Annotated in this window: 15 protein-coding genes; 6 read left to right on the top strand and 9 right to left on the bottom strand. The window is 45.6% G+C overall.

Going from position 1 to position 15,092, the window contains the following annotated elements:
* Positions 1-25 precede the first annotated feature (25 nt).
* From CXL14_RS11805 to fabD, 5 genes are read right to left on the bottom strand one after another with little or no spacing between them, the layout of a single operon-like run.
* Complete coding sequence (locus tag CXL14_RS11805) at positions 26-763, bottom strand: SDR family oxidoreductase (protein ID WP_014418315.1); 738 nt, start codon at positions 761-763, stop codon at positions 26-28.
* 14 nt (positions 764-777) lie between these two features.
* On the bottom strand, positions 778-2,142 hold the full coding sequence (locus CXL14_RS11800; protein WP_021494281.1) for a long-chain fatty acid--CoA ligase: 1,365 nt from the start codon (positions 2,140-2,142) through the stop codon (positions 778-780).
* Positions 2,139-2,411 (bottom strand): acyl carrier protein, encoded by a 273-nt coding sequence (locus CXL14_RS11795; RefSeq protein WP_003153264.1) that lies wholly within the window; start codon positions 2,409-2,411, stop codon positions 2,139-2,141. Before CXL14_RS11795 ends, CXL14_RS11800 begins: the two co-directional genes overlap by 4 nt.
* A 24-nt stretch (positions 2,412-2,435) precedes the next feature.
* Positions 2,436-3,416, bottom strand: coding sequence for an LnmK family bifunctional acyltransferase/decarboxylase (locus CXL14_RS11790; RefSeq protein WP_014418317.1), 981 nt, complete (start codon positions 3,414-3,416; stop codon positions 2,436-2,438).
* A 40-nt stretch (positions 3,417-3,456) separates the two neighbouring features.
* Positions 3,457-5,715 carry an ACP S-malonyltransferase gene (gene fabD / locus CXL14_RS11785; protein WP_101287801.1) on the bottom strand — a complete coding sequence of 753 codons (2,259 nt, stop codon included), beginning with the start codon at positions 5,713-5,715 and terminating at the stop codon, positions 3,457-3,459.
* Between the two features lie 734 nt (positions 5,716-6,449).
* On the opposite strand from fabD, the gene loaP reads away from it, so the two are divergent.
* Entirely contained in the window at positions 6,450-6,980 is a 531-nt protein-coding gene (gene loaP / locus CXL14_RS11780; protein WP_014418319.1) for an antiterminator LoaP, read from the top strand.
* Positions 6,981-7,015: 35 nt separating this feature from the next.
* The gene (locus CXL14_RS11775; RefSeq protein ID WP_014721476.1) at positions 7,016-7,249 is read left to right on the top strand and encodes a cupin domain-containing protein; all 234 of its coding nucleotides are present in this window, start codon (positions 7,016-7,018) and stop codon (positions 7,247-7,249) included.
* 75 nt (positions 7,250-7,324) lie between these two features.
* On the opposite strand, the gene CXL14_RS11770 is transcribed toward CXL14_RS11775, so the two are convergent.
* A complete protein-coding gene (locus tag CXL14_RS11770; protein ID WP_012117931.1) occupies positions 7,325-8,203 on the bottom strand; it encodes a LysR family transcriptional regulator in 879 nt (292 codons plus the stop codon).
* 138 nt (positions 8,204-8,341) lie between these two features.
* Here CXL14_RS11770 and CXL14_RS11765 point away from each other — a divergent pair, with 138 nt between their 5' ends.
* The 3 genes from CXL14_RS11765 (at position 8,342) to CXL14_RS11755 (ending at position 10,707) form a co-directional block, all read left to right on the top strand.
* Complete coding sequence (locus CXL14_RS11765) at positions 8,342-8,665, top strand: GlpM family protein (RefSeq protein ID WP_101287799.1); 324 nt, start codon at positions 8,342-8,344, stop codon at positions 8,663-8,665.
* Between the two features lie 138 nt (positions 8,666-8,803).
* Positions 8,804-9,820, top strand: a complete 1,017-nt coding sequence (gene namA, locus CXL14_RS11760) for an NADPH dehydrogenase NamA (RefSeq protein WP_003153250.1) — start codon at positions 8,804-8,806, stop codon at positions 9,818-9,820.
* Positions 9,821-9,933: 113 nt separating this feature from the next.
* On the top strand, positions 9,934-10,707 hold the full coding sequence (locus CXL14_RS11755; RefSeq protein WP_014418323.1) for an alpha/beta fold hydrolase: 774 nt from the start codon (positions 9,934-9,936) through the stop codon (positions 10,705-10,707).
* A 49-nt stretch (positions 10,708-10,756) separates the two neighbouring features.
* On the opposite strand, the gene rpmG is transcribed toward CXL14_RS11755, so the two are convergent.
* Together rpmG and rnz are read right to left on the bottom strand one after the other, a co-directional pair.
* Positions 10,757-10,906 carry a 50S ribosomal protein L33 gene (gene rpmG / locus CXL14_RS11750; protein WP_003153246.1) on the bottom strand — a complete coding sequence of 50 codons (150 nt, stop codon included), beginning with the start codon at positions 10,904-10,906 and terminating at the stop codon, positions 10,757-10,759.
* Positions 10,907-10,984: 78 nt separating this feature from the next.
* Positions 10,985-11,911 (bottom strand): ribonuclease Z, encoded by a 927-nt coding sequence (gene rnz, locus CXL14_RS11745; protein WP_022552992.1) that lies wholly within the window; start codon positions 11,909-11,911, stop codon positions 10,985-10,987.
* A gap of 208 nt (positions 11,912-12,119) precedes the next feature.
* On the opposite strand from rnz, the gene zwf reads away from it, so the two are divergent.
* A complete protein-coding gene (gene zwf / locus CXL14_RS11740; protein ID WP_012117935.1) occupies positions 12,120-13,589 on the top strand; it encodes a glucose-6-phosphate dehydrogenase in 1,470 nt (489 codons plus the stop codon).
* A 90-nt stretch (positions 13,590-13,679) separates the two neighbouring features.
* Here zwf and gndA read toward each other — a convergent pair whose 3' ends face one another.
* A complete protein-coding gene (gene gndA / locus CXL14_RS11735) occupies positions 13,680-15,089 on the bottom strand; it encodes an NADP-dependent phosphogluconate dehydrogenase (protein WP_003153241.1) in 1,410 nt (469 codons plus the stop codon).
* Positions 15,090-15,092 lie beyond the last annotated feature (3 nt).

Genomic DNA, 15,092 nt, shown 5'->3' with positions numbered 1-15,092 from the left:
TTGTACAAAAGAATTTTTCTGTGCTTTAACAAGTTAATCCGCCGTCTATCGCAATTGTCTGTCCGGTCATAAAGGACGATTCAGGAGAAAGCAGGAAACGAACGAGTCCGGTCATATCGTCTGTTTCGCCTAAACGTCCCATCGGCGTCCTTCTGATAATCTGCGATTTTTGTTTTTCCGGCATATTTTTCGTCATATCGGTGTCCACAAAACCGGGCGCAAGTGAATTGACACGGATTCCTTTAGACCCGAGCTCCCTGGCCAGGCTTCGCGTCAAGCCGTCAAGAGCCGCTTTGGATGCGCTGTAGACTGAAGTGCCTTTAAATCCTCTTGAACCGATAATGGAGCTTATGTTAACGATTGATCCGGAATTTTGTTTCAGCATGACCCGGGAAACGTTTCGGGTCAGCTTGATGACTGAGCCGATATTCAGATTGAGGATGCGGTCAATGTCTTCATCATTGGTCAGGGGCAGAAGCTGATCAAGGTTCAAACCGGCGTTATTGACCAAGCCGTCTATTCTGGAAAACTTGCGGTATACTTGAAGAACAAACTGTTTCATGGCGGCGGCATCCGCCGCATCCGCCGCTTCCCAATAAAAGCGGCCGCGGTACTTTTCACTCTCTCTCAATGTGTTAATAAAATCAGATTCACTGCGGCTGAAAGCGGCTACTTTGTAATCCTCATCCAAAAGCGTCTGTACAATCGCTTTTCCCAGCCCCCGGCTTCCTCCGCTGACGACCGCTACTTTTCCGTTATTCATATTTGCCTCCTGTTTTACACGTTTCTTATTTTTTTAAATCGATCATTAGACAGTTTCCGATCTGTAACAGAGATGATCTGCGGTATCTGATATGGCTGCAGCTTCTGTCTGCAATGAGCTACGGCCCGCTTTCTGAAAGATTTGATATCTTCCTCTTTTTCAAGCACGGCCTCTGCCGCGACAATCTCGCCCGTAATCGGATTTTTTCTGCCCGTTATGAGAACATCCCGGACATTCGGTATCTCCAGAAAGACGCTTTCCACCTCTGCCGGAAACACTTTCTCTCCGCCCACATTAATGATTTCACTCTTTCTTCCGAGAATTCTTATATATTCGCCGTCTGTTTCCACCTGGTCACCGGTGTCGTACCAGCCGTCTTCATCGAAAGGTGACGGTGCGTTTAAATAGCCGAGCATCGCCGACTCAGAACGGACCCAAAGCGTGCCTCCGGTAATTTTGGTCTCTGTTCCGGCACCGCCCACTTTCATCCAAGTGGATTGGCTGTCTTTTGATTTCGTTGAGAATATACCCAGTTCAGTTAATCCGTATGTTTGTTTCAGCCGTACATCCGGAAACAGCCGGTGGATGCCGCGCAGCGTTGATTGGGGCATCGGCTCTGTGCCGTAAGTGATCAGCCGGAGTGAAGAGAGGTTATATCCGGCATCCGCCTTGGACATCAGCAGCATGTTTAAAAAGGTCGGGGTGGCGGGGAGCACTTGGACAGCATGTTTGTCGACCGCCTGATAAACGGACTCCGGCGTTCTGCTGTCTGATGTGACGATCGTCCCCCCGTTAAACAGAATCGCAAACAGCGTATTAATGCCGCCTATATGATCCAATTTCAGAAAAATAAGTGTACGCAGCGGTTTTCTCTTCGCCGTTTTATATTTTTCAAGCAGCCGGCCGGCGCTTAACACGGATGCTTTGCTTTTGCCGGAGGTTCCCGATGTGAAAATAATAATGCCTGACTCCCCTCTCTCGCGCAGATCATCAAGCAGAGGGTGAGCGGCGCTTTCAGAACCTTCACGAAGCGTCCAGCTGTCATTTTCATTTATTTCAATGATTTGATTCACTTTCGCGTCTTCAAACATATCGAGATGCTTTTCCCTTGACTCATTACTGAGAGGGACAACGATATTTCGGTTTAACAAAAGCGCCATCAGCAAAAAAATGGCGTTCGGGGAATAATCCCCGATAAGCGCCACACATTCTCCTTCACGTATTCCGTTTTGTTCAAGCTCTTTCTGAAAAAAGCTGATTCGTGTCAGCAAATCATCATACGTAAAAGTCTGCCCTTTAAAAATGAGAAACTCACTGTCTTGCGTTTCCCTAAGCTTATCAGTCACCCAGCTGATATCTCCCCCGCTTTCTGTTTTCATGATTGAGCACTGTCCATATATTTTTGATAAATATCACAAATGCTGCCGACGGTTGTAATGCTGGAAATCGTTTCTCCTTGGGAAAAAGGATCTACTCCGGTTTCCATCTCCATCTGTGCGACTAATTGAGCGATATCCAGTGATGAGAAGCCCAGATCCTCTATGACTCTCACATCATCTCCCGCTTCGACGGCCCGATATGACTGCTGTTCTTGAATGTCCTGAATGATTTGAGCGATGATCTGCTTCATTTCCTTGGTTTGTTCCATTTGCTTTCAGCTCCATTCTTCATTTTATAAACTTCTGATGACCCGTTTATAATCCGGAATATGATCTTGTGAAGAGGTCGGCACCGCCAGCAGCTTATCCACCTTGGAAATGGCCAGCAATGTATGATTTCTTTTCATATAGACTTCAATCTGATAGCTGATTTTCGCCACTGAGATCATACCGAGGGACTCACCGTGAAAGTCGGGATCGCATTCTTCAATGTGTCCCGTCATATAAATATCAAGCTCTTCATCTGCAAAACAATTTCCGTAATAATACGTCTCTCTTTCAAGCAAAAATAAATGCCGCGCGATTGAAACCGGAAAACCCGGCTTCGACCGGCGCGTCATCCATTCAAATTCCGCCGCATCCATTATCTTGCTGAATTTCGCAAACACCATGGCATGCCCCGGCGCAGCATCCTGATCAACAGGAACCCGATATGAAACGGGGTCTGCCGTTTTGAGATTGCCCGGCTTCATACCGAAGGCGTCCGTTCTGATTTTCTTTGACCGCATCAGCGCGTAAGGCGGCTTGGCTAGCTTAGAAAGTTCCGCAATGCATTCAGCCTTAGGCGCTGAGACTTTTCGGGTCGAACCTTCTGTTTGTGTGACGTCGACGACAATTAAACTATTGGCTTTCATAGAAGGAAACCGTCCCCGGTCCCACTCGCTTTTATCAGAGCTGACCGCTCCTTTCGGCCCGAACAAATAATCAGATTCTAATATGGTTTCTCCAAACCGGGAGATATCGACTCCGACGGAAACCTCGTCCCATAATCGGTACTGATCAAGAGGCTTATCTGAAGGAACTTTGAGATGTGTCATAAAATAAGCCGGATACAAAATCAGCCCTTGGTGATCGGCCATCTGATCAGGCCGGAATCCCGTTCCGTCCGTTAAATGGTGACTGTGTGCGTTGCCGAATAACAGCAGCAGCGCGTACTCATTCAAATTCCCTAACCCGACATGGCTCATCGTTAATTCATGATTTTCAATCAGCATGGTCTGTCCTCCGCAGAAAAAATGTAATGGCTGGTCATACTCAGCCTGTAATCGATACCAGCCTTTGCGCAAGAAGGCCGGCTGTTTCTTCCATGAGCTGTTTGCCGATCAGATCGACATGCCTGTTTCTCCAATTTTCAAGCGGGGTTCCTTTCACCCATTGATTAAACGCGCCGAGCGCAGGGCCGCAATGAATTTGGTAATCTATTTTACTTTCGCTTTTTCCTTCCAGAGCGAGCCTTGTCGTATGAGAAAAATACCATTTAAATACCATCGCCATTTTGTGTTTCGGATTCTGTTCGGCTTTGGCGATCTGCTCAGGAGATTTATCACGTTTCAACTGCTCATACACCTCTTCAAAACTGCGCTGGAAATACTTTTCTTCAATTAATGTTTTCGTTTTTTCATCTATTTCATCTAAAGAATTGTATTGTCTGTACAAGTCAAAGAGTTTATTGGCTCTTGCCGGGAAAAACAGGCCTTTTTTCAGCACCTGCACCCTTGCTCCCGCTTCAAACATATCTCCCGCGGGAGCGTATGACGTATCCTGCACGTTCGCTTCCTGAAGCAGATCTTTCACTGAATCACTTGTCCCGGCTTCGACCGTGCATTGATTAATAGAACCGGTTCCGATAAATTCGGCGCCGAGCAGAAACGCCGCAGCAGCCGCTTCCGGAGTGCCGATGCCCCCGGCTGCGCCGATTCTTACTTTTTTCGCATAACCGTGCTTCTCCATCATGCGGTCTCTGAGTCTGATCATGGCAGGCATTAATGTATACGGAATCCCTTGGTCGGTATGCCCTCCTGAATCCGCTTCAACGCAAATGTCATCAGCCATCGGAATTTCTTTGGCAAGCGCCGCTTCCCCGGCTGTCAGCCGATTATCAGACACAAGTCTTTCCAGCACATGAGCCGGAGCCGGACTTAGAAAGGCCTCAGCGACTTCAGGCCGGGATACTTTCGCGATGATTCTGTTTTGAACTGACACCGACCCGTCATGATTCCTGCTTAATCCCTTTGCCCTGTATATAACGAGAGCGGGGGTTATGCCCATAAATGCCGATGCTTCAATAAGATGAATGCCGTTTTTCAAATATAAATCTATCATTCTGACTTCCTTGTCAGGTGACATCATATGATGAAGAAGATTCATTCCGAATGTTTCCCCTTGCCGCAGTGCAGACCGGATGGTTCCGATGGCCTGTCCGATCCGTTCGATACTCAATCCGCCCGTTCCGAAAAAGCCCAGCATTCCCGCTTTTGCCGCTTTAATGACCATCTGTTCCGAAGCAATTCCCCTGTACATGGAGCCCGTCATGTAAGCATATTGGATGTTATACTCTTTTTTAAAATCTTCGTTCCCTAATCTCATTCCCGCCGTTTTTTGCGAATCAGCTGCCGATGCTTTAACATCAGCAGTATCAGACTCTTCTTTCGGCATAGATAATGGGACGGCATCTTTTTTAATCTGACGCGTCAGTTTTGTCAGCACTTCCCCGGGCCCGACTTCTGCAATTTCATTATTTTCAAGTCCCATCAGACGGCGTATCGTGTCCGTCCACTTTACCTGATTGGTCATTTGCAGAGTCAGATTTGTTTTGATTTCATCATTCTTATAAGGTGCGGCATGAAGATTTGAGATCACCGGAAAACGAAGAGGCAAAAACGCCGTTTCTTCTAAATAATCTGCAAACTCTTTTTCAGCATCTTTCATATAGCGGGAATGGAAGGCGCCGCTCACATTTAAAGGAAGGTACATTCTCACGCCGGCTTTTTCAAAGACGGGGCCCGCTTTTTCAATGTCTTGTTTCGTTCCGGCGATCACAATTTGCGAAGGTGAATTGTGGTTAGCGATATCAATGCCGGTCAGATGATAATCGGATAGAACCTCTTTTACTTGTTCAGCCGTAAACCCCAAAACCGCCGCCATGCCTCCGGGAGCTGCCTTGCTCATGAGCTCCCCTCTTTTTTTAACAAGCTGCAAACCGGTCTCAAAATCAAAGCAGCCGGCCGCAAATAACGCATTATATTCTCCTAAACTGTGCCCTGCGGCGTAATCAGGCTCTCTGCCGGACTCTTTCATTTTCTTTAAATAACTGAGTGCACTCACCGTATATAACGCCGGCTGGGTAAATTGCGTTTTCCCCAGCTGGTGATTCGGATCCTCCAGACACAATTCTTCTATAGAGTAGCCTAATATGTCATCAGCCTGACGTGTCAGATCTTGAAATTCATCAAACAGTCCGGCTCCCATTCCTTTAAATTGAGAACCCTGCCCCGGGAACACAAACGTAAGCATCTTATCCTCATCCTTTCCGCATCGCCAATTTTGTACATCACATGTGGTTCTCCATACAAAAACGTCTCTTATTTTCATATATTGACTGGTGTAAACACCGGCATAAAAATAAAAACACAAACGCGTTTGCGATTCAGCACAGGTTTAAAAATCGCAAACGCATTGTGTTTTCCTTTTCTAACATAATTTATATTAAAACATATTGCTTGTTTACTGAATGTTTCTCATGACAAGCTGCAGTGCCAATATGCCCGAAAACAGCGATAACGGCACACTTCTCCCTTATCATGTATATGTAGATATATACACTACAATCATTTTTATAATCCCTATTTCCTCTTCAACGTGCCGAAACAGCGATTGAAATTTAATAGGTGCTTTACATCAATTTAATAAATTTAACAAATAGTTGCTATTTAAAGAGAATAATATCAATTTATAGATAATAATGTCAAGGCTTTATTTCGTTATTTTCTGACATTTATTCCACAGTTTTATATTCGGTGGACAGTCGGCATAATTGTTTCGGGATAAATGTCAGATAATTCCCTGAACCCTTTTCATGTCAAAGAAAATTCATCGCTTCTCTATCAATTGGGTCTATACTTATTTTTCATTTTCATATATTATGTAAAAAAAAGACGAATTAGAAAAATTTTTAATCACTTTAAATACTATCCATTAAATACTTTCTTTGTATAATAATTTCTTATTATTCTAAGGAGGATCCAGTCATGAAATGGTACGCACTTTTTGTAGAGTCGGGAAAAGAAGAAATAGTTCAAAAATTTCTGCGTCTGCAGTTTGATGAGCAGGCTCTCTACTCAATCATACCCAAGAAAAAAGTCACAGAACGAAAAGCCGGAATCAAATACGAGGCACTCAAAAAGATGTTTCCGGGATATGTGCTGTTTAAAACGAAGATGACAGAGCGGACATTTCATAAAATCAAAGAACTCCCCATTTCATGCAGAATCGTGAATAACGGCGCATATTATTCCAAAGAGCGTAAAACCTATTTCACGACAATTACAGATGAAGAAATCCTCCCTATTATCAGGCTGATCGGAGAAGGAGACACTGTAGATTATTCAAAAGTCTATATTGAAAATTCAAAAGTAACCGTTGCCTCAGGGCCTCTTAAAGGAATGGAAGGCATTATTAAAAAGATCGATAAAAGAAAAAGACGCGCCAAAATCTGCCTGTCTTTTATGGGACTGGACAAAATGGTCAACGTCGGAATTGAAGTGCTCTCCAAACCCTAGCATGTCAAAAAAAGCATCAACAGCATGTGCCGTTGATGCCCTTTTTATATAAACAAGCGAAAGCCCGCCATCAAAATAATCTCGCTCACCACCGTCACGGTCAGACTTTTTGTTTTCAAGGCATAGTTGACCTGAAGCCGGGCTGCGCCCATGAGGCAAAATCACATTTAGGGGAAGAATACATTTTAATCAAAAGCGGTGAATTGACGGTTGAGCTTTATGACGAAAAGCATGTGCTGACTTCGGGCGATGCCGCACAGTTATTTTAATTCCTCGGATGAACCGGTGACATATTTTATACAGGTCTATTATGCTGAACCGGCTTAAACGCATATCAGGCTTCTTCAGACAGAAGCCTGATGGACCGCAACCCATTCTTGTATACATTGAATCAGTTTCTGGACAGAAGGTGTCTGCGTCTCCTTTGCATGAGCTGTCAAAATGCCGAGCTGCCTGGAGACATACCGGTCGAACCGTTTGATGAGCACATCACAATCATTCACCAAAAGCTGCGGCAAGATGCTGATCCCCAGATTGTTCCGCACCATTGCAATAATCGCTTCATCCCCTCTGATTTGATAGGCGACCCGCGGCGTGATCTTTTCTTCCTTCAGCACTTTCAGCACATCAAAATGTGTCTCCGGATAAGGCACGATACATTTGACGGACTCCATGACATGTAACGGAACCGTTTCACATTGCGCCAATTCATGCTGCGGGCTCATCACCGCTACAATCGGGTCCTCTGCCAACGGGTAAAAATGCCACTTCTCGCTGTGGGATGTCCCGATCGCCGCATCAATCCGGTCATCTTTCAGCCATTCTTCCAGTTCAGTAGAATTTCCTTCAAACAAATGCACCTTAATGGAAGGATACAGCTCATTAAATTCCCTCAAAATTTTCGGCAGCCATTTTACCGCCACGCTCGTAACAGTGCCGAGCCGGACTTCCCCTCTTTCTAACCCATTAATATTATCAACGGTTTCAGACAGTTTTTCATAGTTTTTTTGAATTTCCTTCATAATATGTAACACTTTCAAGCCATTTGCGGTCGGCCTCACTCCATGCCGCTGTCTGATCAAAAGCGGAAAACCGTACTCTTCCTCTAATTTACTGATCATTTGGCTGATGTTCGGCTGTGTGTAATTCAATATGGCAGCGGCTTGGGTCAGGCTGCCGCTTTCAACCGTTTTAATAAAGGCTAAATGCTTCTTTAAATCCAACCGGCTTCATCTCCCAGATATCATTCTTTATTATCCAATGCATTAGTTATATTTAGTTTACTTATACATCAATCAAAAATAAAATGGCAATGTCTCCATCATTATACTTGATAACAAACAGAAGGTGAGCGTTTCAGCATGAGTTTTCTCATTCAATTTTTTATCGGCGGCACTGTTATGGTGGCCGCCGCGTATTTAAGCAAATCGAAATACTTATTTTTATCCGGCGTTATTACATTGCTGCCAATCATGACGCTACTGAATATTCACTTGCAGCTGAAAAATATGAGCCCCTACGATTTCAGAGCCGCTCAAAAAAACGGAATATTCGGTGCCTTCGGCGCGGTGATCTTCATCAGCAGTATTTTCATCCTGACAAACTGGTTCAAAGGAGGCCACGCAGTCATCGGTGCGTTTCTCATCTATATTTGCTATATGATCGGCTGTAAATGCCTGTTATGAAGATACGGCACCGATGTGTATAAAAAAATGCCCTTCCAGAACAATAATAACAATGCACTCAGTCGTGAGCAGTTTATATGACTGAATGATCATGAATTGTTATAATCAATGTCTAAAACATTCCGGGAGGCGAAATAAATGGCCAGAAAATTATTCACACCATGGACCGTTAAAGATGTAACGATCAAAAACCGTATTGTTATGGCACCGATGTGCATGTATTCCTCACATGAGAAGGACGGAAAACTGCAGCCTTTTCATATGGCGCACTATATATCGCGTGCAATCGGCCAGGTCGGCCTGATTATCGTGGAAGCGACAGCCGTTAATCCGCAGGGGCGCATTTCCGATCAGGATTTAGGCATTTGGAGCGATGATCATATCGAAGGTTTTGCCAAACTGACGGAACAAGTGAAAGCGCAAGGATCTAAAATCGGCATTCAGCTTGCGCACGCCGGACGTAAAGCTGAGCTTGAGGGAGACATTTACGCTCCGTCAGCCATTCCGTTCGATGAGCAGTCCAAAACACCGGCTGAAATGACGACAGAACAAATTAAAGAAACCATTCAGGAATTCAAACAGGCAGCGGCGCGCGCGAAAGAAGCCGGCTTTGACATTATTGAACTTCATGCGGCACACGGCTACTTAATGCACGAATTTTTGTCCCCTCTGTCCAATCACCGTACAGACGAATACGGAGGCTCACATGAAAATCGCTACCGCTTCTTAGGCGAGACCATTGAAGCCGTCAAGGAAGTCTGGGACGGCCCGTTATTTGTCCGTATTTCTGCATCGGATTATACAGACAAAGGGCTGGACATTGCGGATCATATCGGTTTTGCGAAGTGGATGAAAGAACAGGGAGTCGACCTCATTGATTGCAGCTCAGGCGCACTCGTTCAAGCTGATATTAACGTCTTCCCAGGCTACCAAGTGAGCTTTGCGGAGAAAATCCGTGAACAGGCCGAAATCGCAACAGGCGCCGTCGGTTTGATAACGACGGGAACAATGGCGGAAGAAATTCTGCAAAACAACCGCGCTGACCTTATTTTTGTCGCGAGAGAACTTCTGCGCGATCCGCACTTTGCAAGGAGTGCAGCGAAGCAGCTGAATACTGAAATACCGTCACCGGTTCAATACGACAGAGCATGGTGATGAAGTGACAGCCGGAGTTTTTCGATCTGGCTGTCTCTTTTTTTATTTTTTGAGAAACGATTGCCGAAGCTTCTCCGTCTTCCCTATAGAACCAATTAGAGGGGATGACTCCAATGAAAGCAGCATGGATGGAAAGGACATATCTGATTGACGGGTGTCCGTTTTATACGAAACACCGTAAAGGCGCCGGCGAAGTGACGATCGTCTTTGAAGCCGGCTACGGCACTTCTTCTGAAACATGGACATCATTACTCGCTGACATAGATGAAGAATTTGGGGTTTTCACATATGACAGAGCCGGAATCGGCAAAAGCGGACAAAGCCGAAACAAGAGAACGGCGGACCACATGGTACAGGAATTAAACGCTCTTCTTCTGAAGGCCGGCGTCAAGCCTCCTTATCTTGTCGTCTCGCATTCATACGGCGCGATTATCAGCAGACTTTGGGCGAGCCGGAACCGCCGGGATATTCTCGGGATGGTGATGCTTGATCCGGTTTCTGAGGATCAGGAGACGAAAGTGCTTCCGCTTCTTCCCGAAGAAATGAAAGCCGCCTATTTGAAACAGTTCATATTGGAAGGATCACACGCGGAATTTTTGACGAGCCTTCGTCAGATCAAGCATCAGCAGATTCATTTCGGCGATATGCCGCTGTTGATTTTATCATCGGGAGAGCGGGATGAGCACTTAAAGCACGCTCATGAACAATGGGTGAAACTGCACAGAAGCATGCTTGATGTCTCTTATCAAAGCGGATGGATTCAGGCCAAAAACAGTTCTCATGCCATTCACCACGATGAACCGCACATCGTCCACCTTGCCATTTATGATGTTTGGTGCGCGGTGCGCCAGCAAATGAATGCTCCTGCCTATCAGGCGGTAAACTGATTAAACAAAAGCCATTGTGCAGCGGCACAATGGCTTTTGTTATCGTGATCTATTTTGTCTCACGATGCAACGTATACTTTTTCAACCGGGGTGAATACTTTTTCATTTCTAACCGGTCCGGATTCGTCCGTTTGTTCTTCGTCGTAATATAATTTCTGTCCCCTGTCTCTGTACAGGCCAATGTAACATTCACACGCATCATTTTCACCCCTTATACAAATCGTAATTATTTCGTTTTATTATATCTCATCAGAAAAAAATGTCAAGCGTCCATTTTTTAAGACCGCTCCACAGTGACCTCCATGAAGTCAAATGCGATCTTACTGTTTTCAAATACCGCTTTCGCCTCATGTTCGAGACGCTCTATCGGCGATTCACCCTGATACCTTGCGCTGATATGAGTTAAAATCAGCTGTTTGGCGCCTGCTTTTTTTGCCGTTTGCGCAGCCTGTTCTGTCGTTGCGTGATAATAATTATGTGCGAGCTTTGCATCTTCCTTGGCAAACGTCGCTTCATGAACAAGCACATCCGCATTGCGCGCCAGCTCCGTTACCCGCTCTGATGCCCTCGTATCCCCGGAAAAAGCGACGATTCTCCCTTTTTTCGGCGGTTCCAAAAAATCCCGCCCGTTGATGATTCTGCCATCGTCAAGTGTGACCGTTTCGCCTTTTTTGATTTTCTGATAGACGGGTCCGGGCGGGATATTCATTTCTTTCAATCTGCCGGCCTGCAATGCGCCGGGAATATCCTTTTCCTGAACCCGGTAGCCGAACGCTTCCACGCCGTGAATGACGGATACTGCGGTAACAATGAATTGCTCATCTTCAAAAACCGTCCCCTCTTCGATTTCATGTACGGTAAGAGGATACGTCAAATGAGTCGCCGTCACGTGCAGGCTTGTTTCGATAAAGGCTTTAATGCCTTTTGGCCCGTAAATCGTCAGCTCTTCTTCACCGCCCTGAAATGAACGGCTCCCCAACAGACCCGGAAGACCGTAAACATGGTCGCCGTGAAGGTGGGTGATGAAAATCTTCTCAATTTTCCTCGGTTTGATTGTTGTATGTAATATCTGATGCTGAGTGGCTTCTCCGCAATCAAACAGCCATACGGAACGCCTTTCTTCAAGAAGCTTCAGCGCGACGGACGTTACGTTTCTCGTCTTTGCCGGCATGCCGGCCCCCGTCCCTAAAAATAATAATTCCACAATGCTTCCTCCTAGATCTTTGTACTACTAAGGATACAGGATCAGGCTGAAAATGTGAATTCACCCGGGCCTTCTCCGGCCTGATTAATTTTTTTCCGCAAACCGCAAAAAACAGGCTGAAATGTTTGCTTTCAACGAATTTTAGATTTAAAATGAAGGAAATATGCGGGGTTTTAAACCATGCTTCAGATAAAGTGAGGTACTCTAAGTGAAAACAAACGACAAACCAAAAGCAGTAATTGTAATATTTGGTGCCACAGGGGATTTGGCAAAACGAAAACTTTACCCATCCATTCACCGTTTATATAAAAATGGTCAAATTGGTGAAGAGTTTGCAGTTGTAGGTGTTGGAAGAAGACCTTGGTCAAACGAGGACCTCCGGGAAACCGTTAAAACGTCTGTTTCTTCTGCCGGGCAAAAAGACATAGACGATTTCACATCTCATTTTTATTACCATCCGTTTGATGTAACGAATCCGGGTTCCTATCAGGAGCTGAATGTCCTGCTTGATCAGCTTGAACATACATATGAAATCCCGAACAACAGAATGTTTTACTTGGCGATGGCTCCTGAGTTTTTCGGCACTATCGCAAAATCACTTAAAAACGAAGGTGTCACAGCGACAAATGGCTGGTCCCGTCTCGTCATTGAAAAACCGTTCGGCCATGACCTGCCGAGTGCGAAAGAGCTTAACAAAGAAATACGCGAAGCTTTCACGGAAGATCAAATTTACCGGATCGACCATTACTTAGGCAAACAAATGGTTCAAAATATCGAAGTCATCCGGTTTGCGAATGCGCTGTTTGAGCCGCTGTGGAATAACCGCTACATCTCAAACATCCAGATTACGTCAAGTGAGGATCTCGGCGTTGAGGATCGTGCGAGATATTACGAGAAATCAGGCGCACTCCGTGATATGGTTCAAAACCATATTTTACAAATGGTCGCTCTCTTGGCGATGGAACCGCCGATTAAACTGAACACGGAAGAAATCCGCAGCGAAAAAGTGAAGGTGCTGAGAGCTCTCCGCCCTGTCGCTCCAAACGAAGTGAGTGACTTCTTCGTCCGCGGACAATACCAAGCGGGAACGATTGACGGAAATGCTGTACCGAGCTATACAGATGAACAAAATGTAGCACCGGATTCCAATACGGAAACATTCGTGTCCGGAAAGCTGTTAATCGATAACTTCCGCTGGGCCGGCGTTCCGTTTTATATCCGCACAGGGAAACGGATGAAAGAAAAATCAACGAAAATCGTCGTTCAATTTAAAGACATTCCGATGAACCTTTATTACGGCAATGAAACGAATGTAAATCCGAACCTGCTTGTCATCCATATTCAGCCGGATGAAGGCATCACACTATATCTGAACGCTAAAAAATTAGGCGGAGCCGCTCATGCTCAGCCGATTAAGCTGGATTACTGCAGCAACTGCAGTGATGAAATGAACACACCGGAAGCCTATGAAAAATTAATCCATGACTGTCTGCTCGGTGATGCGACAAACTTTGCCCATTGGGACGAAGTGGCGCTTTCCTGGAATTTCGTCGATGCGATTTCCGAAACGTGGGCAGCCGACAAAACCCTTTCTCCGAATTATGAAGCCGGGTCAATGGGACCGAAAGCTTCGGACGATCTTCTTGAAAAAGACGGTCTCCACTGGTGGAATATATAAGAAAACATTAAAAACCGCGGCGCCGTTCATGGACGGCCCGCGGTTTTTAATATCAGAAAAGCCCCCGCAATAACTGCGGGGGCTTCTTCATTACTTCATCCATTCAGTATGAAAAATGCCTTCTTTATCTGTGCGTTCATACGTATGCGCGCCGAAGTAATCACGCTGCGCTTGAATCAAGTTTGCAGGAAGCACTGCCGTACGGTAGCTGTCGTAATACGCAAGTGCGCTTGAGAACGAAGGTACCGGCACGCCTTGGGCTACGGCAAGTGAAATCACTTGGCGAAGGGCGCCTTGGTAGCTTTCTGCAATGTTTTTGAAGTAGCTGTCTAACAGCAGGTTGTCAAGCTCCGGTTCACGGTCATATGCGTCTTTGATCTTTTGCAGGAACGCCGCGCGGATGATACAGCCGCCGCGGAAGATCATTGCAATTTCACCGTATTTCAGATCCCAGTTATATTCTTCAGACGCGGCTTTCATTTGGGCGAAGCCTTGTGCGTAAGAACAGATTTTACTCATGAAGAGCGCTTTTCTGACCGCTTCAATCAGCTCTTCTTTATTTTCAGTGACCGGCTTAACGTCCGGTCCGGACAGAAGGCCGCTTGCTTTCACACGCTCTTCTTTCATTGCGGAAATGAAACGCGCAAAAACAGATTCAGTGATAATCGGAAGCGGAACGCCTAAGTCAAGAGCACTTTGGCTTGTCCATTTACCCGTTCCTTTTTGGCCTGCTTTATCAAGGATGACGTCAACAAGCGGTTTGCCCGTTTCTTCATCTTTTTTAGTGAAAATGTCAGCCGTGATTTCGATCAGATAGCTGTCAAGCTCTCCTTTGTTCCACTCAGCGAATACTTCGTGAAGCTCTTCGGCAGACAATCCGAGCACCTGTTTCAGAATGAAATATGACTCAGAGATCAGTTGCATGTCACCGTATTCGATACCGTTGTGCACCATTTTTACATAGTGCCCCGCTCCGTCCGGGCCGATGTATGTCGTACAAGCTTCTCCGTCCACTTTAGCAGAAATGGCTTCTAGAATCGGTTTCACGAGTTCGTGCGCTTCCTTTTGGCCGCCCGGCATAATAGAAGGCCCTTTCAGCGCTCCCTCTTCACCGCCTGATACACCCGTTCCGATAAAGTGAATACCGCTTTCGGCAAGCTCTTTGTTCCGGCGCTGTGTATCTTTATAGTATGTATTTCCGCCGTCAATTAAAATATCGTCTTTTTCCAGATGAGGAAGAAGAGATTGAATCGTCGCATCCGTTGCAGTTCCCGCTTTAACCATTAATAAAATTTTACGGGGTGTTTCAAGAGACTGGACAAACTCCTCAATGCTGTATGTACCGACAACATTTTTGCCTTTTGCCTCTTCTAAAAACTCTTCCGTTTTGCTGCTTGATCTGTTGTATACAGACACAGAAAATCCCCGGCTTTCGATGTTAAGAGCCAGATTTTTACCCATTACCGCAAGACCGATAACTCCGATTTGTTGTTTTGACATATT

Source organism: Bacillus sp. SJ-10, assembly GCF_002843505.1.
Taxonomy (GTDB): Bacteria; Bacillota; Bacilli; order Bacillales; family Bacillaceae; genus Bacillus; species Bacillus velezensis.
The sequence above is the reverse complement of the archived record's forward strand: the minus strand, read 5'-3'. Positions and strand labels throughout refer to the sequence as shown.